The organism is Pseudomonas shirazensis, assembly GCF_014268785.2.
GTDB classification, from domain to species: domain Bacteria; phylum Pseudomonadota; class Gammaproteobacteria; order Pseudomonadales; family Pseudomonadaceae; genus Aquipseudomonas; species Aquipseudomonas shirazensis.
Window position 1 is genome coordinate 285,451 of record NZ_JABWRD020000001.1, and the last position, 21,546, is coordinate 306,996.

At 60.7% G+C, this 21,546-nt stretch carries 20 protein-coding genes and 1 pseudogene; 14 read left to right on the forward strand and 7 right to left on the reverse strand.

From position 1 onward, the window contains the following. Positions 1-24: 24 nt before the first annotated feature. The 5 genes from lpdA to HU736_RS01275 all read left to right on the forward strand — a co-directional run bounded on the left by lpdA (position 25) and on the right by HU736_RS01275 (position 6,273). Complete coding sequence (gene lpdA / locus HU736_RS01255) at positions 25-1,461, forward strand: dihydrolipoyl dehydrogenase (protein WP_101318139.1); 1,437 nt, start codon at positions 25-27, stop codon at positions 1,459-1,461. A 173-nt stretch (positions 1,462-1,634) separates the two neighbouring features. Then, entirely contained in the window at positions 1,635-2,801 is a 1,167-nt protein-coding gene (gene sucC / locus HU736_RS01260; protein WP_008091914.1) for an ADP-forming succinate--CoA ligase subunit beta, read from the forward strand. After that, positions 2,801-3,685 carry a succinate--CoA ligase subunit alpha gene (gene sucD / locus HU736_RS01265; protein ID WP_101318141.1) on the forward strand — a complete coding sequence of 295 codons (885 nt, stop codon included), beginning with the start codon at positions 2,801-2,803 and terminating at the stop codon, positions 3,683-3,685. The genes sucC and sucD overlap by 1 nt, the downstream gene beginning before the upstream one ends. 310 nt (positions 3,686-3,995) lie before the next feature. Beyond that, the gene (brnQ, locus tag HU736_RS01270; protein WP_186698761.1) at positions 3,996-5,309 is read left to right on the forward strand and encodes a branched-chain amino acid transport system II carrier protein; all 1,314 of its coding nucleotides are present in this window, start codon (positions 3,996-3,998) and stop codon (positions 5,307-5,309) included. A 199-nt stretch (positions 5,310-5,508) separates the two neighbouring features. After that, the gene (locus HU736_RS01275) at positions 5,509-6,273 is read left to right on the forward strand and encodes a DUF599 domain-containing protein (RefSeq protein ID WP_186698764.1); all 765 of its coding nucleotides are present in this window, start codon (positions 5,509-5,511) and stop codon (positions 6,271-6,273) included. A 51-nt stretch (positions 6,274-6,324) separates the two neighbouring features. On the opposite strand, the gene HU736_RS01280 is transcribed toward HU736_RS01275, so the two are convergent. Further along, a complete protein-coding gene (locus tag HU736_RS01280) occupies positions 6,325-6,591 on the reverse strand; it encodes a hypothetical protein (RefSeq protein WP_103436753.1) in 267 nt (88 codons plus the stop codon). A 149-nt stretch (positions 6,592-6,740) separates the two neighbouring features. On the opposite strand from HU736_RS01280, the gene HU736_RS01285 reads away from it, so the two are divergent. The 4 genes from HU736_RS01285 to HU736_RS01300 all read left to right on the forward strand — a co-directional run bounded on the left by HU736_RS01285 (position 6,741) and on the right by HU736_RS01300 (position 10,500). After that, positions 6,741-7,217: a hotdog fold thioesterase gene (locus tag HU736_RS01285; protein WP_186698766.1), complete on the forward strand. Its 477-nt coding sequence runs from the start codon at positions 6,741-6,743 to the stop codon at positions 7,215-7,217. Further along, positions 7,217-7,675: a PaaI family thioesterase gene (locus tag HU736_RS01290; protein WP_103436755.1), complete on the forward strand. Its 459-nt coding sequence runs from the start codon at positions 7,217-7,219 to the stop codon at positions 7,673-7,675. The genes HU736_RS01285 and HU736_RS01290 overlap by 1 nt, the downstream gene beginning before the upstream one ends. A 96-nt stretch (positions 7,676-7,771) precedes the next feature. Further along, positions 7,772-9,679: a molecular chaperone HtpG gene (gene htpG / locus HU736_RS01295; protein ID WP_103436756.1), complete on the forward strand. Its 1,908-nt coding sequence runs from the start codon at positions 7,772-7,774 to the stop codon at positions 9,677-9,679. A 74-nt stretch (positions 9,680-9,753) separates the two neighbouring features. After that, positions 9,754-10,500: a dienelactone hydrolase family protein gene (locus HU736_RS01300; protein WP_186698768.1), complete on the forward strand. Its 747-nt coding sequence runs from the start codon at positions 9,754-9,756 to the stop codon at positions 10,498-10,500. Here HU736_RS01300 and HU736_RS01305 read toward each other — a convergent pair. Further along, entirely contained in the window at positions 10,489-11,352 is an 864-nt protein-coding gene (locus HU736_RS01305; RefSeq protein WP_186698771.1) for a pirin family protein, read from the reverse strand. The genes HU736_RS01300 and HU736_RS01305 overlap by 12 nt on opposite strands. A 114-nt stretch (positions 11,353-11,466) precedes the next feature. On the opposite strand from HU736_RS01305, the gene HU736_RS01310 reads away from it, so the two are divergent. Next, positions 11,467-12,471: an amidohydrolase family protein gene (locus tag HU736_RS01310; RefSeq protein ID WP_186698773.1), complete on the forward strand. Its 1,005-nt coding sequence runs from the start codon at positions 11,467-11,469 to the stop codon at positions 12,469-12,471. Between the two features lie 78 nt (positions 12,472-12,549). Here HU736_RS01310 and fabB read toward each other — a convergent pair whose 3' ends face one another. The 5 genes and pseudogenes from fabB to HU736_RS01335 form a co-directional block, all read right to left on the reverse strand. Beyond that, positions 12,550-13,770 carry a beta-ketoacyl-ACP synthase I gene (gene fabB, locus HU736_RS01315; RefSeq protein WP_101318171.1) on the reverse strand — a complete coding sequence of 407 codons (1,221 nt, stop codon included), beginning with the start codon at positions 13,768-13,770 and terminating at the stop codon, positions 12,550-12,552. A gap of 11 nt (positions 13,771-13,781) precedes the next feature. Continuing rightward, positions 13,782-14,297 (reverse strand): 3-hydroxyacyl-[acyl-carrier-protein] dehydratase FabA, encoded by a 516-nt coding sequence (fabA, locus tag HU736_RS01320; RefSeq protein WP_101318173.1) that lies wholly within the window; start codon positions 14,295-14,297, stop codon positions 13,782-13,784. 227 nt (positions 14,298-14,524) lie between these two features. Next, a pseudogene (locus HU736_RS01325) lies at positions 14,525-16,033 on the reverse strand (ATP-binding protein); the annotation flags it as partial. Continuing rightward, complete coding sequence (locus HU736_RS01330) at positions 16,030-16,920, reverse strand: ABC transporter substrate-binding protein (protein ID WP_186698775.1); 891 nt, start codon at positions 16,918-16,920, stop codon at positions 16,030-16,032. The gene HU736_RS01330 and the pseudogene HU736_RS01325, both read right to left, overlap by 4 nt. Continuing rightward, positions 16,920-19,034, reverse strand: coding sequence for a TonB-dependent receptor plug domain-containing protein (locus tag HU736_RS01335; protein WP_186698777.1), 2,115 nt, complete (start codon positions 19,032-19,034; stop codon positions 16,920-16,922). The genes HU736_RS01330 and HU736_RS01335 overlap by 1 nt, the downstream gene beginning before the upstream one ends. Positions 19,035-19,220: 186 nt before the next feature. Here HU736_RS01335 and HU736_RS01340 point away from each other — a divergent pair, with 186 nt between their 5' ends. From HU736_RS01340 to HU736_RS01355, 4 genes are all read left to right on the forward strand, one after another. Next, a complete protein-coding gene (locus HU736_RS01340) occupies positions 19,221-20,246 on the forward strand; it encodes an NAD(P)H-dependent glycerol-3-phosphate dehydrogenase (RefSeq protein WP_103436761.1) in 1,026 nt (341 codons plus the stop codon). A gap of 26 nt (positions 20,247-20,272) precedes the next feature. Next, positions 20,273-20,620: a DUF4389 domain-containing protein gene (locus HU736_RS01345; RefSeq protein ID WP_186698779.1), complete on the forward strand. Its 348-nt coding sequence runs from the start codon at positions 20,273-20,275 to the stop codon at positions 20,618-20,620. Continuing rightward, positions 20,617-21,075 carry a phosphohistidine phosphatase SixA gene (sixA, locus tag HU736_RS01350; protein ID WP_186698781.1) on the forward strand — a complete coding sequence of 153 codons (459 nt, stop codon included), beginning with the start codon at positions 20,617-20,619 and terminating at the stop codon, positions 21,073-21,075. The genes HU736_RS01345 and sixA overlap by 4 nt, the downstream gene beginning before the upstream one ends. Positions 21,076-21,171: 96 nt before the next feature. Then, entirely contained in the window at positions 21,172-21,513 is a 342-nt protein-coding gene (locus tag HU736_RS01355; RefSeq protein ID WP_103436764.1) for a hypothetical protein, read from the forward strand. Positions 21,514-21,546 lie beyond the last annotated feature (33 nt).

Below are 21,546 nucleotides of genomic sequence, written 5' to 3' on the forward strand. Positions count from 1 at the left end.
CTTGTAGCTGAAAAGGAATCTTTTATGACCCAGAAATTCGACGTGGTAGTGATTGGTGCAGGCCCTGGTGGCTATGTTGCCGCGATCAAGGCCGCTCAGCTTGGCTTGAGCACCGCCTGCATCGAGAAGTACACCGACGCCGAAGGCAAACTGGCCTTGGGCGGTACCTGCCTGAACGTCGGTTGCATTCCTTCCAAGGCGCTGCTGGACAGCTCCTGGAAATACAAGGAAGCCAAAGAGAGCTTCAACGTTCACGGCATCTCCACTGGCGAAGTGAAGATGGACGTTGCAGCAATGGTTGGCCGCAAGGCTGGCATCGTGAAGAACCTGACCAGCGGTGTTGCCACCCTGTTCAAGGCCAACGGTGTTACTTCGATCCAGGGCCACGGCAAACTGCTGGCTGGCAAGAAAGTCGAAGTCACCAAGGCTGACGGCACTACCGAAATCATCGAAGCCGAAAACGTGATCCTGGCCTCCGGCTCGCGTCCGATCGACATTCCGCCGGCTCCGGTCGACCAGAACGTCATCGTCGACTCCACCGGTGCCCTGGAATTCCAGACCGTTCCGCAGCGTCTGGGCGTGATCGGCGCTGGCGTGATCGGCCTGGAACTGGGTTCGGTATGGTCGCGTCTGGGTGCTCAGGTAACTGTCCTGGAAGCTCTGGATACCTTCCTCATGGCTGCCGATACTGCAGTTGCCAAGGAAGCCCAGAAGACCCTGACCAAGCAAGGCCTGGACATCAAGCTGGGCGCTCGCGTGACCGGCTCGCAAGTCAACGGCAACGAAGTCGAAGTGACTTACACCGATGCCAACGGCGAGCAGAAGATCACCTTCGACAAGCTGATCGTTGCGGTCGGCCGTCGTCCAGTGACCACTGAACTGCTGTCTGCTGACAGCGGCGTCGACATCGACGAGCGCGGCTACATCTTCGTCGATGACTACTGCGCAACCAGCGTGCCGGGCGTGTACGCCATCGGTGACGTGGTGCGTGGCATGATGCTGGCGCACAAGGCCTCGGAAGAGGGCATCATGGTTGTCGAGCGTATCAAGGGCCACAAGGCTCAGATGAACTACGACCTGATCCCATCGGTTATCTACACCCACCCGGAAATCGCTTGGGTCGGTAAGACCGAACAAGCCTTGAAGGCGGAAGGCGTAGAGGTTAACGTGGGCACTTTCCCGTTCGCGGCCAGCGGCCGTGCGATGGCTGCCAACGACACCGGTGGTTTCGTCAAGGTCATCGCCGATGCCAAGACCGACCGCGTTCTGGGTGTACACGTGATTGGCCCATCGGCTGCCGAACTGGTTCAGCAGGGCGCAATCGCAATGGAATTCGGCACCAGCGCAGAAGACATCGGCATGATGGTGTTCAGCCATCCGACCCTGTCCGAAGCGCTGCATGAAGCCGCTCTGGCTGTGAATGGCGGTGCCATTCACGTCGCCAACCGCAAGAAGCGTTAATTATAAGAAACCACGGCGGGTCGCCCGTCGTGAGTCCTGCGTGCATGACTCACCGCGGAACGTCCGCCGGACCGGACCTTCGGGACCACCCGAAGGTTTAACGGTCACAGGTGGTGCGGCGCCATTGTTGGCGCAGCGCCGAAGCGCAGTACCTAACGAAGACGGTATAAAGCATGAATCTTCACGAGTATCAGGGTAAGCAGCTGTTCGCTGAATACGGCCTGCCAGTTTCCAAGGGTTTCGCAGTCGACACCCCTGAAGCAGCAGCAGAAGCCTGCGACAAGATCGGCGGTTCCGAGTGGGTTGTAAAAGCCCAGGTTCACGCAGGTGGTCGCGGTAAAGCGGGCGGCGTCAAGCTGGTTCGCAGCAAAGAAGACGCCAAGGCGTTCGCTGCACAGTGGTTGGGCAAGCGTCTGGTGACTTACCAGACTGACGCCAACGGTCAGCCAGTGACCAAGATCCTGGTCGAGTCCTGCACTGACATCGCCAAAGAGCTGTATCTGGGCGCTGTAGTCGATCGTTCGAGCCGTCGTATCGTGTTCATGGCTTCCACCGAAGGTGGCGTGGACATCGAGAAAGTCGCTCACGAAACTCCTGAGAAGATCATCAAGGCTACTATCGATCCACTGGTTGGCGCTCAGCCATTCCAGGGTCGTGAACTGGCGTTCCAGCTGGGTCTGGAAGGCAAGCAAGTTGCACAGTTCGCCAAGATTTTCGTAGGCCTGGCCAAGCTGTTCAAAGAACACGACCTGGCCCTGCTGGAAGTCAACCCGCTGGTCATCAAGGCCGACGGCGACCTGCATTGCCTCGATGCCAAAATCAACATCGATGCCAACGCAATGTACCGTCAGCCTAAGCTGAAGACCTTCCACGACCCGTCCCAGGACGATCCTCGTGAAGCCCACGCTGCCAGCTTCGAGCTGAACTACGTAGCGCTGGAAGGCAACATCGGTTGCATGGTCAACGGTGCTGGCCTGGCCATGGGTACCATGGACATCGTCAACCTGCACGGCGGCAAGCCAGCCAACTTCCTCGACGTAGGTGGTGGTGCTACCAAAGAGCGCGTGACCGAAGCTTTCAAGATCATCCTGTCCGACAGCAATGTCGCGGCCGTACTGGTCAACATCTTCGGCGGCATCGTTCGCTGCGACATGATTGCCGAAGGCATCATCGGCGCTGTGAAAGAAGTCGGCGTCAAGGTACCGGTTGTCGTCCGTCTGGAAGGCAACAATGCCGAGCTCGGCGCTAAAGTACTGGCAGAAAGCGGTTTGAACATCATTGCTGCAACCAGCCTGACCGACGCTGCTCAACAAGTTGTCAAAGCTGCGGAGGGCAAGTAATGAGCGTCCTGATCAATAAAGACACCAAAGTTATCTGCCAGGGCTTCACCGGCTCGCAGGGTACTTTCCACTCCGAACAAGCCATCGCCTACGGCACCAAGATGGTTGGCGGCGTGACTCCGGGCAAGGGCGGCACCACTCACCTGGGCCTGCCAGTGTTCAACACTGTGAAAGAAGCTGTAGAAGCTACCGGCGCTGACGCTTCGGTCATCTACGTTCCAGCTCCTTTCTGCAAGGACTCGATCCTTGAAGCAGCCCTGGGCGGCATCAAGCTGATCGTCTGCATCACCGAAGGCATTCCTACCCTGGACATGCTGGATGCCAAGGTCAAGTGCGACGAACTGGGTGTTACCCTGATCGGCCCTAACTGCCCAGGCGTGATCACTCCGGGCGAGTGCAAGATCGGCATCATGCCAGGTCACATTCACTTGCCAGGCAAGGTCGGTATCGTGTCGCGTTCCGGCACCCTGACCTACGAAGCTGTCAAGCAGACCACCGACGCCGGCTTCGGCCAGTCGACCTGCGTCGGCATCGGCGGTGACCCGATCCCAGGCTCGAACTTCATCGACATCCTGAAGCTGTTCCAGGAAGACCCGCAGACCGAAGCGATCGTCATGATCGGCGAGATCGGCGGTTCGGCTGAAGAAGAAGCCGCTGCCTACATCAAAGCCAACGTGACCAAGCCGGTCGTTTCCTACATCGCTGGTGTTACCGCTCCTGCGGGCAAGCGTATGGGTCACGCTGGTGCAATCATCTCTGGCGGCAAAGGCACTGCTGACGAGAAGTTTGCAGCGCTGCAGGACGCAGGTGTTAAAACCGTGCGTTCGCTGGCCGACATCGGCAAGGCCCTGGCCGAGCTGACTGGCTGGGAAGCCAAGAAGTAATACGCTAGACCCCCCACGCGCACAGAGGCCACCTTCGGGTGGCCTTTGTCGTTTCAGCAGCACTGCAAGTCAGCCCACCGGGGCTGTCGTTCATAACCGCGACAGCCAATTGCATTGGCGAGACACCTCGTCAGCCAGCCGTGCAGTCGGGGTGCAACTTGGTTACACTGTCGCCCACTTTCGTGTCGGCGCCCCAAAAGGGTGCGGGTATGTCAAAAAGGTCTGTCCCACCCGGACGGTCCCATATTTCCCTCATCCAAGGGGAAATCCCTCTCTAAATCCCGATTTCAGTAGTGTGGTATTTCCTTAAATGAAAGTTCTCAAAGGCCAGGATATTCTGGCGCTTGGCTTTATGACGTTTGCGCTGTTCGTCGGCGCCGGCAACATCATCTTCCCGCCGATCGTTGGCTTGCAGTCAGGCCCGCACGTGTGGATGGCAGCCTTGGGCTTCCTCGTCACTGCAGTAGGCCTGCCGGTCATCACCGTGGTTGCCCTGGCCAAGGTCGGCGGCGGCATGGACGCGTTGAGCAGCCCGATCGGCAAGTTCTTCGGTGGCCTGCTGGCGGCGGTCTGCTACCTGTCGGTTGGCCCGCTGTTCGCCACCCCGCGCACGGCGACGGTGTCGTTCGAAGTGGGCGTAGCCCCGTTGACCGGTGAAAGCCCGCTGGCATTGTTCATCTACAGCCTGGTGTACTTCATCATCGTGCTGGCAGTGTCCATGTACCCCGGCAAGCTGCTCGATACAGTGGGCCGCTTCCTTGCACCGCTGAAGATCCTCGCCCTGGCGGCCCTGGGTATCGCTGCGTTTGCGCTGCCTGCCGGGACCATCGGCGAAGCACAGCCGGCTTACGTTGCCGCGCCGTTCTCGCAGGGTTTCATCAATGGCTACCTGACCATGGACACCCTCGGGGCGCTGGTCTTCGGTATCGTCATCGTCAACGCGATCCGCTCACGTGGCGTCGAGTCGCCAAAGCTGATCACCCGCTATGCAATCATCGCCGGTCTGATCGCCGGGTTAGGGCTGGCACTGGTGTACATCAGCCTGTTCCGCCTCGGTGCCGGCAGCCATGACATCGCCGCTGATGCTACCAACGGCGCGGCCGTGCTGCATGCCTACGTGCAATATACCTTTGGCTCACTCGGTAGCGGCTTCCTGGCGGTGTTGATCGCGTTGGCCTGCCTGGTGACTGCGGTTGGCCTGACCTGCGCCTGCGCCGAGTACTTCAGCCAGATTCTGCCGCTGTCGTACCGCACGCTGGTGGTGATCCTGGCCGGTTTCTCGCTGGTGGTTTCCAACCTTGGCCTGACCAAGCTGATCATGTTCTCGATCCCGTTGCTGACGGCCATTTACCCACCGTGCATCGTGCTGGTGGCGCTGAGCTTCTGCAAAGGCATCTGGAACTCGCCGGTGCGTATCATGGGCCCGGTGATGGCCGTGTCGTTGCTGTTCGGCATTGTCGACGCGATCAAAGGCACGCCGCTTGCCCATATCCTGCCGGATGTCCTGGCGCATCTGCCGCTGAGCGATCAAGGCCTGGCGTGGTTGGTACCTTCGGCGCTGACCCTCGGCGTGGCGGTGCTTTGCGACTGGATGCTGGGCAAGCCGCGCGAGGCGCTGGCGTGAGGTACTGACAGCCCGCTGCAAGCGCTGGCCACAAGCCGCTGCTGCGCTCGCCCAGGCTGGTCATAAAAAACCCCGGGTCCGTGAGGATCCGGGGTTTTTTATGGCCGGCTCCAGGTTTTGTGACGCGGTGCGTGTCTTTTGCCACATTCGGGCGTCGAAACCGATATCCTTTTGTGCACCTGAACGGTCGAGAACCTGCATGAGCTTTATCCAAAGCAACCTGAGCAACTTGTTGGCAGTCTGCTGGTTTGCCCTGTGCTGGGGTGGTTACACCCGCTACGCAATCTGGAAGGGCCGCGATACGGCCTGCCTGGCCAGCGTTCTGCACCTCTATCGGGAAGACTGGATGCGGCGCATGCTGCTGCGCGACAACCGCATTGCCGATGCCAGTGTGATCGGCAACCTTGAGCGCAATGCATCGTTCTTCGCTTCCAGCACGTTGATCATCCTTGCCGGTATCCTCACGGTGCTGGGGGCGTCGGACCGCGCCGTATCGCTGCTGGCCGACCTGCCGTATGTGCAGGTGGCTTCGCAGGGCATGTCGGAAGTGAAGCTGTTGGGCCTGGCGGCGGTGTTCGTCTACGCCTTCTTCACCTTCAGCTGGTGCATGCGCCAGTACAACTTTGCAGCGGTGCTGGTGGGCTCGGCGCCGATGATCGGCGAGCGCCTGGTCAACGAGCTTGAGCGCAAGGCATTTGCCGCGCGGGCAGCACGGGTGCTGTCACTTGCGGCCAACCAGTTCAACTTGGGCTTGCGCGCCTATTACTTCGGCATGGCCATGTTGACCTGGTTCATCAACCCGTGGCTGTTCATGGTCGTCAGCTTGGGCGTAGTGCTGATTCTTTATCGCCGCGAGTTCCACTCCGATGTATTGGAAGTGATGGTGTTCACGCCGACTGAAAGTGTCCCTAGTGACGCGCCGAAAGAGCCGACCGCGGTGTTGACTGAAACGGTTAATCGTTAAACTTCAGGCATAAAAAAACCCGACAATGTCGGGTTTTTTTGTGTGCTGCGATTACGGCTTGACTGGTGCAGTCGGGGCCGGTTCGCCTTTGTCAGCAGCTTCTTCAGCTGCTTTTTGCTGCGCTTCAGCCTGGTCTTTGGCAGCTTCGGCGTTTTCCTTGGCAGCTTCATTCATCTTATCCTGAGCTTCGCCCGCTTTATCCTGGGCTTGCTCGGCGTGTTCCTGTGCATCTTGAGCCTTGTTTTCGCTTGCCTTGTCGCAAGCAGCCAGGCCCATGGCAGCAGCCAGCATCAGAGCAAAAGCAAAAGGTTTACGCATGGGGTGTCTCTCCTTGGGTGGAATAACTTGCTTGAACCTTCGAGTTCAAGTGCACGAAATTAGTTCCACAGAGATTACAGATATATAAGTGCGCGTCCACTCTGGAATTTTCAACGCGCTTGTGCTGTCACGCCGACGAGGGCTTAACGGTGATCGATTCGTCTCTGATGGCTATGGCTGAACGCTTTCTGTCGGCACTCCGGCATTGCCAGTTATTGAACATGCGCGTACATCAAGCTGATGCCGGCGGCATGACCCTGGTGCTGCCTTGGTCGCCGCTGCTGGTTGGCAATCCACAGACCGGTGCAGTCCATGGCGGCGCGCTGACCACGTTGATGGACACCACCTGCGGCATGGCTACTTTGTGTTCGTTGGCGCAGTTCGAAGTGTGCCCGACCTTGGACCTGCGCATCGACTATATGCACTCCGCCGAGGCCGGCAAGGATATCTACGGCCACGCGCATTGTTATCGTGTCACCCGCGATGTGATTTTTACCCGTGGCATGGCGTATCAGGATGACCCCGAGCAGCCTATCTGCCAGGTGGTGGGGACTTTCATGCGCCTGGGGCAGCAGGCCAGGGGTGGTATCCGCTTTGCTGGCAAGCTTGATGGAGGGCAGGGCTGATGATTCCGGCAGACGTTCGCCAGCGCCTTAATCAGGCCCACGCGGTGGGTGATTACGCACCACTGCTGGCATTGATTCCTTATGCAGGGCTCATCGGTATCGAGTGCGAGCGCCAGGGCGAGCAGCTGTTGTTCCGCTTGCCAGCCAGTGCCGACAATGTCGGTAATCCGCTGTTGCCGGCCATTCATGGTGGTGTCATCGCAGGTTTCATGGAGCTCTCGGCGGCGCTCTATCTGCTGGTCTATAGCGAAAGCGCGAGTATTCCGAAAATCATCGATTTCTCCATCGACTACCTGCGTGCCGGCTATGTGCGCGACACCTATGCCAATTGCCAGCTCTGGCGCCAAGGGCGGCGGGTGACCAATGTCGCGATCAGTGCCTGGCAGGACGATCGCAACCTGCCGATCGCCATGGCCCGTGCTCATTTCAAGATCGAACCGGAAAAGCCCTTGAAATAGTCCGCCATGCCCCCATCTGTTGGACATCCCGCCGTAAACGCCGGCCACCGCGGCCTGCCAGGCGACCATTGCCATCAGATCGGAGTTTTGAAGACCATGAGTGTGGAGACACAAAAAGAAACCCTGGGCTTCCAGACCGAGGTAAAGCAACTGCTGCACCTCATGATCCACTCGCTGTACTCGAACAAGGAAATTTTCCTTCGCGAGCTGATTTCCAACGCCTCCGACGCCGCTGACAAGCTGCGTTTCGAAGCCCTGGCCAAGCCGGAGCTGCTCGAAGGCGACGCCGACCTGAAAATCCGCGTCAGCTTCGATGCCGAGGCCGGCACCGTGACCCTGGAAGACAACGGCATCGGCATGAGCCGTGAAGATGTCATTGCGCACCTGGGCACCATTGCCAAGTCCGGCACTGCCGATTTCATGAAAAACCTCAGCGGCGACCAGAAAAAGGACTCGCACCTGATCGGTCAGTTCGGCGTGGGCTTCTATTCGGCGTTCATTGTTGCCGACCAGGTCGACGTCTACAGCCGTCGTGCGGGCCAGCCAGCCGCTGAAGGCGTGCACTGGTCGTCGAAAGGCGAGGGCGAATTCGAAGTTGCCACCATCGACAAGCCACAACGCGGCACGCGCATCGTTCTGCACCTGAAGAAGGAAGAACAGGAGTTTGCTGACGGCTGGCGCCTGCGCAACGTCGTGAAGAAGTACTCCGACCACATTGCCCTGCCAATCCAGCTGCCTAAAGAACAGGCCGAAGCCGCTGAAGGCGAAGCCGCACCTGCGCAGGAATGGGAAACCGTCAACCGCGCCAGCGCCCTGTGGACCCGTTCGCGTACCGAGGTCAAGGACGAGGAATACCAGGAGTTCTACAAGCACATCGGCCATGACTTCGAAAACCCGCTGGCCTGGAGCCACAACAAGGTCGAAGGCAAGCTCGAATACAACTCGCTGCTGTACGTCCCGGCCCGCGCGCCGTTCGACCTGTACCAGCGCGAAGCGCCGCGTGGCCTGAAGCTGTACGTGCAGCGTGTGTTCATCATGGACCAGGCCGAGTCGTTCCTGCCGTTGTACCTGCGTTTCATCAAGGGCGTGGTTGACTCCAATGACCTGTCGCTGAACGTTTCGCGCGAGATCCTGCAGAAAGACCCGATCATCGACTCGATGAAAACCGCGCTGACCAAGCGTGTGCTCGACATGCTCGAGAAGCTGGCGAAGAACGAACCCGAGCAATACAAGGGCTTCTGGAAGAACTTCGGCCAGGTCCTCAAGGAAGGCCCGGCAGAAGATTTCGCCAACAAAGAGAAGATCGCCGGCCTGCTGCGCTTTGCTTCAACCCACGACGACAGCGGCGAGCAAAGTGTGTCGCTGGCTGACTACCTGGCTCGTGCCAAAGAAGGCCAGGACAAAATCTACTACCTCACCGGCGAAACCTACGCGCAGGTCAAGAACAGCCCGCACCTTGAGGTCTTCCGCAAGAAAGGCATCGAAGTGCTGCTGCTGACCGATCGTATCGACGAGTGGCTGATGAGCTACCTGAGCGACTTCGACGGCAAGAGCTTTGTCGATGTTGCCCGCGGTGACCTTGACCTGGGCAAGCTGGATTCGGAAGAAGACAAGAAAGCCCAGGAAGAAGTCGCCAAGGAAAAAGAAGGTCTGGTCGAGCGTCTGAAAGCTGCGCTGGGTGACAGTGTTGCTGAAGTGCGTGTCTCCCATCGCCTGACCGACTCGCCAGCCATTCTGGCCATCGGTGAGCAGGACCTGGGCCTGCAGATGCGTCAGATCCTCGAGGCCAGCGGGCAGAAAGTGCCGGACTCGAAGCCTATCTTCGAATTCAACCCGGCTCATCCGCTGATCGAGAAACTCGATCACGAGCAGAGCGAGGATCGTTTCGGCGAGCTTTCGCACATCCTCTTCGATCAGGCTGCCTTGGCCGCTGGCGACAGCCTCAAGGACCCTGCGGCGTATGTGCGTCGCCTGAACAAGCTGCTGGTCGAGCTGTCTGCTTGAGATAAGCGCTGAATAAGCCCGCTTCGGCGGGCTTTTTTATTACGGTCTTTTGTACCAGGACAAGGAGAAGCTTGATGAGCAAAGCAATCGTCGAATCGTTGGTCTATCACCACGCCGGCAAGGCTTACGAGAGCCGCTTGGTATACGCCCCAGGCGCAGAAGCAAAACCTGCTCTGCTGATGGCGCCGAACTGGATGGGCATCGGCGAAGGTGCCGAGCGCATTGCCAGGGAAGTCGCCGAGAAGGGCTATGTGGTGCTGATCGCCGACCTCTATGGGCAGTTGGTGCGGCCGACCAATGCAGATGAAGCGGGCGCCGCCATGATGCCGCTGAAAAACGATCGTGCTGAGCTGCGCAAGCGCATGCATGCCGCCCTGGCTCAGTTGCTGGGGCAGTCCAAGGCGCAGCTGGCGCCGGGCAAGGTGGCGGCGTTCGGCTTCTGTTTTGGTGGTTGCTGTGCACTGGAGCTGGCCCGCAGTGGCGCTGATCTAAAAGCCACTGTCTCCTTCCACGGCACCCTCGACACACCTGATAGCGCCGATGCCGGCAACATCAAAGGTTCGGTACTGGTGCTGCACGGCGCCAGCGATCCACTGGTACCCCGCGAGCAGCTACCTGCCTTCGAGCAGGAAATGAACGCGGCCAAGGTCGATTGGCAACTGGTCAGCTACGGCGGTGCGGTGCATTCGTTCACCGACCCGGCGGCAAACGTACCGGGCAAGATGCAATTTGACTGGCGCACCTCACAGCGCGCGTTCAAGGCCATGCACAATCTGCTCGAAGAAGTGTTCAAACCGGATCCTGCTCAGCTAGCGGGGTAACTCGATCCGCTGGGTTTCTCCGGCTACCACTGGCCATTGCCCGGCTGCCCAGTTGGCCCGTGCCTGTTCGATCAGTGCCGGGTCGCTGGCAACAAAGTTCCAGTTCATCCGCCGCGGCCCATCCAGCGGCGCGCCGCCGATCAGTGCCAGTTGGCATTCACCTTGCGCGTACAGCGTCAGTTCCTCGCCTTCTGGCAGCACCAGCAAGCTGTGCGGCTCGACCGGCTCTTCATCGAGCAACACCTCGCCCTCCATTAGATACAGCGCACGCTGGGTATGTTCAGTGGGGATCAGCAGGCTAGTTGCCGGTTGCATGCCGATGTGCGCGTACAGGGTAGGGGAGAGCACCGGTACCGGCGACTCAAGGCAAAAGCCTCGACCGGCAATCAGACAGATACGCACTCCCAGGGTGTCGCTGACCGGCAAGCTCGCTGCGCAGTGATGGCTGTAGTTGGGCAGTGCCTGCTCGTGTTCCCGCGGCGCCGCCAGCCACACCTGCAGCCCATGCAGGCGTGAGCCGCTTGCGACCAGCTCGGCCGGCGTGCGCTCGACGTGGGCCACGCCACGACCGGCGCTCATCCAGCTGACCTCGCCAGGCCGCACACGTTGATCAGAGCCAATGCTGTCCTTGTGCAGCAGTTCGCCTTCGAAGAGGTAGGTCAGGGTGGCCAGACCGATGTGTGGATGTTGGTGGATATCCATGCCACTGCCCGCAGCGTAGTCGGTTGCGAGCATGTGGTCGAAGAACACGAACGGGCCGACGCTGCGGCACTGCGCTGAGGGTAGCAGCCGCAGAATGGGCTGGCCCGCGATGGTTTCGGCGCGTGGGCGGATGATCAATGGGCGGCTCATGCAAGGCTCCAGGTACAGGGCTGAGGCTGCAAGCATAGCGATTTGCCAGCCATTGCTGAACCGTGGCCGTCAGGCGCGGGTCTACTCTGTTCGAATCAGCTCAAGGAAACTGCCATGATCGCCAGAGCACTGGCTGCGGTGCTGGTCTCGGGCCTGCTGTGCCACGCGGCGCAGGCGCGCGACTACCGCTACAGCGATGCCCATCTGCATTACGTCGACTTTTTCCAGGAATCCGAGGGCATGCCGACCCTGCTTGCGGCGATGGACAAGGCCGGTATCGATCAGTCGATGATTTCCGGGGTGTCAGTGGCGAAGAAGTGGCACGAGGACGAACCCAAGCGCCCGCGCTACTACGCCGGTGATGATGCCGATGCCTACTGGTACAGCGCCACTGACGTCTATGTGGCGGCCGCATTGGAAAAGCTGCCGGCCGAACAGCGCAAGCGCTTCCATCCATTCCTGACCGGCTTCAATCCGGTCGACAAGAATGCAGCCAGCCACATCGAGCGTATGCTCGAGCTGTATCCGGGAATGTGGCAGGGCATCGGCGAGGTGTTCACCCGCCATGACGACCTTACTGCGCTGACCAGCGGCGATACGCCGAGGGCCAACAACGAGGCCATGACACGGATTTATCACCTGGCCGCAGAACGTGACCTGCCCGTGCTGATCCACTCCAACATCACCTCCAAGCGCGAGCGCAACCCACTGTACCTGGCCGAGCTGGAAGAGCCCCTGCGCAACCATCCGCACACACGATTCATCTGGGCGCATGCCGGTACCAGCATGGAGATTCATCGCCATCAGACGCAGATGGACTTCCTCTTGCCGGTAGTAACGCGATTGTTGAAGGACTATCCGAACCTGTACATCGACTTGTCCTGGAGTGTGCTCGAGCCGTATCTGCTCGACGAGGCAGGCAAGCCGCGCAAGGCCTGGGTCGAGTTGGTCGAGCAGTACCCTGACCGGTTCATGTTGGGTTCGGATGTGGTTGGTCGGTTCGACAGCCTGGGCAAGGAGCTGCATGGCTTCGATCCATTTCTGGATGCTTTGAGCGAAGAGGTGGCGCACAAGGTGGCGCGGGACAACTTCCTGGCGGTGCTGCCCAAGGGGCACTGAGCCGCGCCAGGCAACGCAAACGCCGAAAACAAAAACGCCCCGAACCAGTCGGGGCGTTTTCAGTGCAGCAGTCAGGCCTTACTTGCCTTCCCAGCGCTTGAGCACCAGGGTGGCGTTGGTGCCGCCGAAGCCGAAGCTGTTGCTCATGACGGTGTCGATCTTCGCGTTTTCGATGGTTTCACGCTGGATCGGCAGGTCAGCAACTTCCGGGTCCAGCTCATCGATGTTGGCGGAGCCGGCGATGAAGTTGTTTTCCATCATCAGCAGGCAGTAGATCGCCTCGTGCACGCCAGCGGCGCCCAGCGAGTGGCCGGACAGGCTCTTGGTCGAGCTGATCTTTGGTGCCTTGTCCTTGAACACTTCACGAACACCTTTCATCTCGGCAACGTCGCCGACCGGAGTCGAGGTGCCGTGAGTGTTGAGGTAGTCGATTGGTGTATCAACGGTCGACAGCGCCTGCTGCATGCAGCGGATCGCGCCTTCGCCGCTTGGAGCGACCATGTCGTAACCGTCGGAAGTTGCACCGTAGCCGACGATTTCAGCGTAGATCTTGGCACCGCGGGCGAGGGCGTGTTCCAGCTCTTCGACCACGACCATGCCGCCGCCGCCAGCGATGACGAAACCGTCACGGTCGGCGTCGTAGGCGCGCGAAGCCAGCTCAGGCGTTTCGTTGCGCTTGGTCGACAGGGCGCCCATGGCATCGAACAGGAACGACTGGCTCCAGTGCTCTTCTTCACCGCCACCGGCAAAGACAATGTCCTGCTTGCCCCACTGGATCTGCTCCAGAGCGGTACCGATGCAGTGTGCGCTGGTAGCGCAGGCCGACGAGATCGAGTAGTTGATACCCTTGATCTTGAACGGCGTGGCCAGGCACGCGGAAACGGTGCTGCCCATGGTGCGGGTAACCCGGTACGGACCGACGCGCTTGACGCCTTTCTCGCGCAGGGTGTCCAGCGCTTCCATCTGGTTCAGGGTCGATGCGCCGCCGGAGCCTGCTACCAGGCCGGTGCGTGGGTTGGAAACCTGCTCTTCGCTCAGCCCCGAATCCTTGATCGCGTCCTGCATTGCCAGGTAGGCGTAGGCAGCAGCGTGGCCGACGAAGCGGAACACCTTGCGGTCGATCAGTTCTTCGAGGTTCAGGTCGATGGAACCGGAAACCTGGCTGCGCAGCCCCATTTCCTTGTATTCCGGGTTGAAACGAATGCCCGGACGGCTCTTGCGCAGGTTTTCGGTGACGGTCTCTTTGTCATTGCCCAGGCAAGATACGATGCCCAGACCAGTGATAACGACGCGGCGCATGCGAATAACCCTTAGAAATTGTCAGTGGAGGTGAACACGCCGACCCGGAGGGCTTCGGCCGTGTAGATCTCGCGGCCGTCGACACTGACCGAGCCATCGGCGATGGCCATGTTCAGCTTGCCTTTCAGGACGCGCTTGATATGAATGTTGTAGGTGACTTTCTTCGCAGTAGGCAACACCTGGCCGAAGAATTTCACTTCGCCAGAGCCCAGTGCGCGACCGCGACCCGGCAAGCCCTGCCAGCCGAGGAAGAAGCCGACCAGCTGCCACATGGCATCGAGGCCCAGGCAGCCCGGCATGACCGGATCACCTTCGAAGTGACAGGCAAAGAACCACAGGTCTGGAGTGATATCCAGCTCAGCGACCAATTCACCTTTGCCGAACTTGCCGCCTTCCTCGCTGATATGCGTGATGCGATCAACCATCAACATGTTGGGGGCGGGCAGTTGCGCGTTACCTGGGCCGAACAGCTCACCGCGACTGCAGCGCAGCAGGTCTTCCCGAGTAAAGGCGTTTTGTTTGGTCATGCGAGCTCCTCAATAATCCCCATGCGGCAGGGGATGAATCTTCCCGGCCATCCCTGAGCACCAACGGGCTCAAGGCGGCAGCCTACAGATAGACTATTGCGTTGTGGTGAAAGTCACAGTGATCCTGGTAAATGAGTACAGGTGTTCACTGAAACCGGTATTTTCAGGCCCAGCGGCGCGCCTGTCCAGCATTAAGACTGCCGCACTTTAACATTTATCGCCAGTCACGGCTGTCTGGCCGGGTGGCTGGCGGCCGCAAGCGTCAGCGGTATTTCCAGGGTGAACGTCGAGCCCCGCCCCGCGCGGCTCTGTGCGTGCAGGCGGCCGCCCATGCGCTCTGCCAGGCTTCGCGCGATGGCCAACCCCAACCCGGTGCCGCCGTAGCGGCGCGAGATCGAACTGTCGGCCTGCTGGAAGGCAACGAACATGCTTTCCATATGCTGGTCGTCGATGCCGATGCCGGTGTCGCGAACCGCGCAGGTGAACCATAGCCCACCCGTATCGGCCAATTGCCAGCGCGGCTCGATTTCGACCCTGCCTTGCTCGGTAAATTTCAATGCATTGCCAATCAGGTTGAGCAGGATTTGGCGAATCCGCGTCGGGTCGCCATAGACGCGCATGTGCTCGGCGCCAGCGGGCAACTGCAGGTGCAAGCCCAGGCCACGCTGCTGGGCGCTGTGTTGGAAGGCTTGCACACTGCTGCTGATCAGTTCGCCAAGGCTGAATTCGATGTGTTCCAGCTCAAGCTCGGTGCGCTCGATACGCGAGAAATCGAGGATGTCATTGATGACTTTGAGCAGATGCCCGGTCGATTCACTGGCGACAGAGGTGTACTCGGCCTGCTCGACGGTCATCTGGGTGGTTTCCAGTAACTGCAGCATGCCAAGCACGCCGTTCATCGGTGTGCGCAACTCGTGGCTCATCATCGCTAGAAAGTCCGACTTGGCGCGGTTGGCCTGTTCGGCTTCCTCGCGCGCCTGGGTCAGTTGCGCGATTGCCTGACGCTGCTCCTGGCTGGCCTGCTCAAGGGCGCTGGCGAGGTTGTTGATGTGCCGTGCCAGGTTGCCCAGTTCATTGTCATCGACCACCGGCACCGGGGTATTGAAGGTGCCTTGCTGAATCGCCTTGACGGCAAGCCCCATATCGCTGATCGGCTCGGCCAGGCTGCGTGCCAGGCGCCGCGCCACCAGGAACGTGAAGAGCAGGGCAAACAGGGCGAGGATGCCGGCCTTGATCACAATCTCCTGCTGGCGCTGGTTGAAGGCATCGTCCGACATGCCGACGATGACCCGGCCCAGGTAATCATCGGTGATGCCCGGCAAGGTGGTGTTGGTGGGTGGCAGGAAGTCACTGTCCAGGCGAATCTGCTGCAGACGGATCGGCGCCTGGAACACCTCGACCCGCTGTGCGCGGTTGGCGCTCTCATCGGCCTGCTCGACGTACACCAGAATATTGTTGCGGCCGTCCTGAACCTCGAGGAAGCGCACATGGGGGATGCTCAAAGTGGCGCGCATCAGGCTGTCGAGCACTTCATTGTTGCCTGAGATAACCCCGTATTCGGAAGCCGGGGCCAGCTGATTGGCGATCAGTTGCCCGGTGTGATTGAGCTCCTGACGCAAATCCTGAATGCGCACGAAGGTGAAGAAGCTGATCAGCAGCAGCGTCAGCAGCAGGGCCGGCCCCAGGCTGATGATCTGGGTGCGGGTATGGATATCCCAGCTCAGGCGTTTGCTCATGGGGTGGACTCTCCTGCGGCCAGGGCCAGTGCAGCGGCCTGCGGGTCGATCGGTTCGAGGCCCAGCGCGCGCGCCACCTGTTGGTTGCCGCTGACGCCGTAATGGGCGGGATACAAGCTGCGTGGCCAGCGAGCTGGCGGCTGATCGAGCAATTGATCGAGCACTGCCAGCCAGTCGTCCTGGTCGCTGTAGGTGCTGGCCAAGGCGCCGGCACGGACAAAGCCGGCGTTGGGGCCGATCAGCGCCATTTGCCGGCCGTAGCTACTGAGCAAGACGTTTTTCGCGGTCTTGGCGTTATACAGATCAGGGTCATCCAGGCCGAGCAGTACGTCGCTGTCAGCCAGCACTTGCTGTAGCGGGCGGCTGTCGCGCAGGTCTGGCCAGTGCTGGGCAACGATCTCAAGCCCCAGTGGCCGTGCGGCCTGGCGCAACTCATTGAGCAAAAAGTGGCTGTGCTGGCCATAGAGCACGCCGATTCGCCGTGCCTGCGGCATCAGCAAGCGGGTCAGGCGCAACTGCCGGGCCAGCGGCGGATCGTTCCAGAGCAGGCTCAGGTAGCCCGGGCGATCTGCCCCCAGCAGTTGTTCGGCCTCGACGCGGCTGACCCGCATGAGCAATGCGCGCGGCCCGGCGGATTCGCTCATGCGCCATTGCAGCGCGGCGCGGTCGAGCAAGATCAGGCGCAGGTCACGCGACAGTTGGCTGGGTGGTGGCAAGCTTGAGACGGGTTGGAAACGCACCTGATCATTGCCACGGCGAACTTGCAGTGCCTGGGCGAAGCTGCGCATTCCAGCCTGGTCGCTGGCGCCGACTACCAGCACCTCATTGGCCGACAGTGTCGCCAGTGGCCACAGGCAGATCAGCAGCAGGCCGAGCAGGCGCGCCATCAGAACTCCAGCTCCGCGCTGACGCTCAGGCGCTGACGACTGTCGTAGCGGTTCTGCGCGAGGGTGATCGGTTCATCGTCCAGACGCTGCTGCCACAGTGCGGCCAGCTCAAGGTTGCTGCGCCGAATGCGCAAGCGCTTGGCCAGGCGCAGGTCAACCCGCTCATAGCGATACTGGTTAAGCGCGTCATCGCCGTAGTAGAACAGCGCACTCGACCAGCCATCGCCCCAGTCGCGCAACCAGCCTGCAGAGCCGCTATTGCGCGCACTGGCTTCGCTGTCGTTGCGGTTGCTGGCCCAGGCGTCGACATAAGCGTAGGTCAGGCGCAGCCGGTCACGCTGGCCAAGGCGCCAGTCGAGTTGCAGCTCACTGCCGCTGAAGCGGGCCTTGTTGCTGTTACTGGCGATGTACTGGTTGTTGCGCAGCGGCTCGCTGATCATGCCGCTGATTTCGTCGTAGAAGACCTTCAGGTCAAGGTTCAGACCGATTTCGCTGAAGCTGCCGTTGTAGCCCAGTTCACGCGAGCGCATCCGCTCCTGATCGAGATCGCCCGGGCCGCGGGTCTTGACGAAGTACTCGCCCCTGCCCAGACCAGGCTGATAGGGGCTGAGGTTATTGACCGTATAGCTCCAGTTGACGTTGTTCTCGAACATGTCGGGTGAGCGCACTGCTTCGGAATACACCGCGCGCAGGCCATGACGCGGGGTGATCAGGTAGTTGACCGCCAGGCGCGGCGTCAGCGAGCTGCCGGACAGGCGGCTGTCCTCGAACATGGTTCCGCCCTGGATGATCCAGTGCTTGTCGGCGCGCCATTCCAGCTGGCCGAACAGGCGCCAGGTCTGGTCGCTCAGGGTGCCATTGAAATAGGTCTGCGAGTCAGCCTGGTCATAGCGAAAGTTGGCGCCGCTGAGCAGGCGCAGGTTGTCGGTCAGGCTCAGGGTGTCCTGGATTTCCAGGTCGTAGCGGGTTTCCCGGGTGCTTTGGTCGACATCACCGCACACGACCTGGCTGCCGCCCTGGCTGTCCCATTGGGTCTTGACCTGATCGCGCAGTGCCTGCAGCGCAGGATTGTTGTTGGCCGGCGGGTTGACGATGTTGCGGGCGACCTGTTCGGCGTAGTTCGAGTCGAGCTGCCACAGTCGAGTCAGGGCTGGGCTGAACGACAATGCCGCATCGCAGGCACGCCACACTTGCTGGCGGTCGAAGTGCTGCGCCGAGCCCTGTACATAGAGACTGTGCTGGTCATTGAAATCAATGTTCCAGCGCAGCGAGCCAGCGTAGTCCTTGGCCTTGACGTCTGCGTTGTTGCCACGGGCGGTGACGTAGGGAAACACCGGCTGATAGGTGTAGGGGCGCTGATTGCTGCCTTCCTTGGCCGCCAGTTGCCACTCCAGCGTTTGGTTGCTCGCCAATTGCTGCAGCACGCTCAGGTTGATCCGGTTGAGCCGGCGGCTGTCGCGGTAGTCAGTGCCCGACTGGTCGTGATCGAAGCCGTCATCCTCCTGTCCGGACATTGACAGACGCAGGTCGCCGCCCTCCCAGCCCAAACCCTGGCTGGCGTAAAAGTCGTTGACGCCATCCGCCCCGCGGCTCAGCTTGAGGCGCGTGCCCTGGCTGTCGGCAGGGCTTCGGGTGAGGATGTTGACCACCGCCATCAGGGCATTGGCGCCATAACTGACCGTGTTTGGCCCGCGAAACACCTCGATCCGCTCAATATCCTCAAGTGCTACCGGGATATCGCTCCAGTCGACGGTGGCCAGGCCTGCGCGGTACACCGAGCGGCCGTCGATCAGCACCTGCATGCGCCGCGCCTCGCTGACGTTGCTGCCATGGTAGTTGACCGTCGGCTGGTTGCTGGCGCTGTAGCCGATCATCATGCCCGGCACCAGCCGCAAGAGCTCGGGGATGTCGCGGGCGCCGCTGGCGCGGATCAACTGGCTGTCGAGCACAGTCATGCTGCCCGGTACGCCGGCTGCAGATTGTTTAAGTCGAGTGGCAGTGAGAACTTGCGGCAGGTCCTGGTTGTCAATAAACAGGTCGTCGGCCACAGCTGGCCCGCCAAGCAGGGCAGTCAGTAATAGCAGGCGAGGGAAGGGCGGCGTGCCAGACAACACGTTACAGCCTTGTTTCAGCAGGAAACGCGCATGTTAACCGACCGCAGAGGTTTTTCCAGCAGCCCCATCCATGCTGGCTACGCCGTCGAGCGGGTAACAGGCTGACACTGCGTGCCTCTGGTTATGCCGCATCTGGCCCGTATAATGCGCCCGTCGCCACTCAACTTTGGCTTTAACGGACTGGATATGACTGAACAGCAACCTGTTGCAGTTCTTGGAGGCGGCAGCTTCGGCACCGCCGTGGCCAACCTGCTGGCCGAAAACGGCAACCCTGTGCGCCAGTGGATGCGCGATCCGGACCAGGCGCAAGCGATGCGCGTCAACCGCGAAAACCCGCGCTACCTCAAAGGTATCCGCTTGCAGGACGGCGTCGAGCCGGTCAATGACCTGCTGGCCACCCTGCAAGCTGCACAATTGATTTTTGTTGCGCTGCCATCCAGCGCCTTGCGCAGCGTACTGGCGCCGCATGCCGCGCTGCTGCGCGGCAAGTGCCTGGTGAGCCTGACCAAGGGCATCGAGGCGCAGAGCTTCAAGCTGATGAGCCAGATTCTCGAAGAAATCGCCCCCGAGGCGCGTATTGGGGTGCTCTCCGGGCCCAACCTTGCGCGCGAAATCGCCGAACACGCACTGACCGCCACGGTGGTCGCCAGCGAAGACGAAGCGCTGTGCCTGAGCGTGCAAGAGGTACTGCACGGGCGCACCTTCCGCGTCTATGCCAGTGCCGACCGCTTCGGTGTCGAACTGGGCGGCGCACTGAAAAACGTCTACGCGATCATTGCCGGTATGGCCGTGGCGCTGGGCATGGGTGAAAACACCAAGAGCATGCTGATCACCCGCGCGCTGGCCGAAATGACTCGGTTCGCCGTCAGCCTGGGGGCCAACCCGATGACCTTCCTCGGCCTTGCCGGAGTCGGTGACCTGATCGTCACATGCTCGTCGCCGAAAAGCCGCAACTACCAGGTCGGCTATGCGCTGGGCCAGGGTTTGTCGCTGGAAGAAGCGGTGAGCCGGCTGGGCGAAGTGGCCGAGGGCGTGAACACCATCAAGGTGCTCAAGGCCAAGGCCGATGACGCCCAGGTGTACATGCCACTGGTAGCCGGGCTGCATGCGATCCTGTTCGAAGGGCGCACCTTGAATCAGGTCATCGAACACCTGATGCGCGCCGAACCGAAAACCGACGTCGACTTCATTTCCACCAGCGGTTTCAACTAAACGCTGAGCACAGCAAGGAGCAATACATGAGCGATACCCCCGAGCGCGTGGAGCGCGAATCGATCATCCTGCGGGTGCTGTGGATGCTCGTGTTCCTGGTGGTCTGGCAGTTGGCCGAATTGCTGCTGGCCGGCCTGGTGCTGGTGCAGCTGATCTACCGTCTGGTATACGGCGCGCCGAGTGCCAGCCTGATGAACTTTGGCGACAGCCTGAGCCAGTTTCTGGCGCAGATCGGCCGCTTTGGCACCTTTCACAGCGATCGCAAGCCGTGGCCGTTTTCCGATTGGCCAACCCCGCGCGCACCCGAGGGGGAGGCGCCACACGTTGTAGCCCCCGCGCCCCATCCGGTGCGTGATGAGGAGCCCAAGCTGTGAAACTGTGGATCCTGCGTCACGGCGAAGCCGAGCCACGCGCCAATAGCGATGCCGAACGGCGCCTGACCAGCCACGGCCGCGAGCAGGTCCTGTACAGCGCAGCGCGGCTGCTGGGGCAACCACTGCAAGCGATTCTGGTGAGCCCTTACGTGCGTGCTCAGCAAACCGCTGCATTGGTGCAGGAAACCCTCGATTTTGCTCAGCCGCTGCGTACGGTGGCCTGGCTAACCCCAGAAAGCAGCGTGCGTGAAGCCATCGCCGAGCTTGAACAATTGGGCTTTGAGCACGTCTTGCTGGTCAGCCACCAGCCGCTGGTAGGCGCATTGGTCGGCATGCTTGAACACGGCCATTTGCAACAGCCGGCAGCCATGAGCACCGCCAGCCTGGCCGAGCTGGAAGGGGACTGGCCGTTGCCTGGATTGATGTCACTGAAAGCCTTGAGTCATTCCGGCTAGCCTGCGGCAACTGGCATTTTTGCCAGTTGCCTGGGCGTTCGGCTGATTGCTAGCGTTGATCGCGTGAGAGTCGAACCGTGTAACAGGGAGTAGTGGATGAGTAGTCGACGTCTTGAATTGGTGAGCTCGGTGAGCCCACAGCGGGTGCTGGACAAACTGAACGAGCATGGCGTACCGGACTTTGCCGAGCACCGTTTGCTGCAGGATTGCGCGGATGCCAGCTTCAATCGCCTGCTGGGCAAGTGCGAAGGCCAATATGAGCTTGAGCAACTGCGCCAGGCGAGCATTCGTATGGCGCATCTGCTGCAGACCTGCTGCCTTGCGCTGCGCCGCTCCAAGCTCGAAGAAGCGGACAAGGCCCAGGCTCGCGAGGCACTCGAGTATCAATTGGCCTACATGCAGGCGTGCCTGCGCCGGTCGATGGCCAGCTTCGATTGAACCGGCGATGACCTGAACGCCCTTGGCGATGAC

Coding starts and splice junctions, on each gene's coding strand:
- HU736_RS01330 (WP_186698775.1), bottom strand. CDS start 16,920: ATGGCGCGCCTGCTCGGCCTGCTGCTGATCTGCCTGTGGCCACTGGCG.
- fabB (WP_101318171.1), bottom strand. CDS start 13,770: ATGCGCCGCGTCGTTATCACTGGTCTGGGCATCGTATCTTGCCTGGGC.
- HU736_RS01345 (WP_186698779.1), top strand. CDS start 20,273: ATGAGCGATACCCCCGAGCGCGTGGAGCGCGAATCGATCATCCTGCGG.
- fabA (WP_101318173.1), bottom strand. CDS start 14,297: ATGACCAAACAAAACGCCTTTACTCGGGAAGACCTGCTGCGCTGCAGT.
- HU736_RS01340 (WP_103436761.1), top strand. CDS start 19,221: ATGACTGAACAGCAACCTGTTGCAGTTCTTGGAGGCGGCAGCTTCGGC.
- sucC (WP_008091914.1), top strand. CDS start 1,635: ATGAATCTTCACGAGTATCAGGGTAAGCAGCTGTTCGCTGAATACGGC.
- HU736_RS01290 (WP_103436755.1), top strand. CDS start 7,217: ATGATTCCGGCAGACGTTCGCCAGCGCCTTAATCAGGCCCACGCGGTG.
- HU736_RS01300 (WP_186698768.1), top strand. CDS start 9,754: ATGAGCAAAGCAATCGTCGAATCGTTGGTCTATCACCACGCCGGCAAG.
- brnQ (WP_186698761.1), top strand. CDS start 3,996: ATGAAAGTTCTCAAAGGCCAGGATATTCTGGCGCTTGGCTTTATGACG.
- lpdA (WP_101318139.1), top strand. CDS start 25: ATGACCCAGAAATTCGACGTGGTAGTGATTGGTGCAGGCCCTGGTGGC.
- HU736_RS01305 (WP_186698771.1), bottom strand. CDS start 11,352: ATGAGCCGCCCATTGATCATCCGCCCACGCGCCGAAACCATCGCGGGC.
- HU736_RS01280 (WP_103436753.1), bottom strand. CDS start 6,591: ATGCGTAAACCTTTTGCTTTTGCTCTGATGCTGGCTGCTGCCATGGGC.
- HU736_RS01275 (WP_186698764.1), top strand. CDS start 5,509: ATGAGCTTTATCCAAAGCAACCTGAGCAACTTGTTGGCAGTCTGCTGG.
- sucD (WP_101318141.1), top strand. CDS start 2,801: ATGAGCGTCCTGATCAATAAAGACACCAAAGTTATCTGCCAGGGCTTC.
- HU736_RS01355 (WP_103436764.1), top strand. CDS start 21,172: ATGAGTAGTCGACGTCTTGAATTGGTGAGCTCGGTGAGCCCACAGCGG.
- htpG (WP_103436756.1), top strand. CDS start 7,772: ATGAGTGTGGAGACACAAAAAGAAACCCTGGGCTTCCAGACCGAGGTA.
- HU736_RS01310 (WP_186698773.1), top strand. CDS start 11,467: ATGATCGCCAGAGCACTGGCTGCGGTGCTGGTCTCGGGCCTGCTGTGC.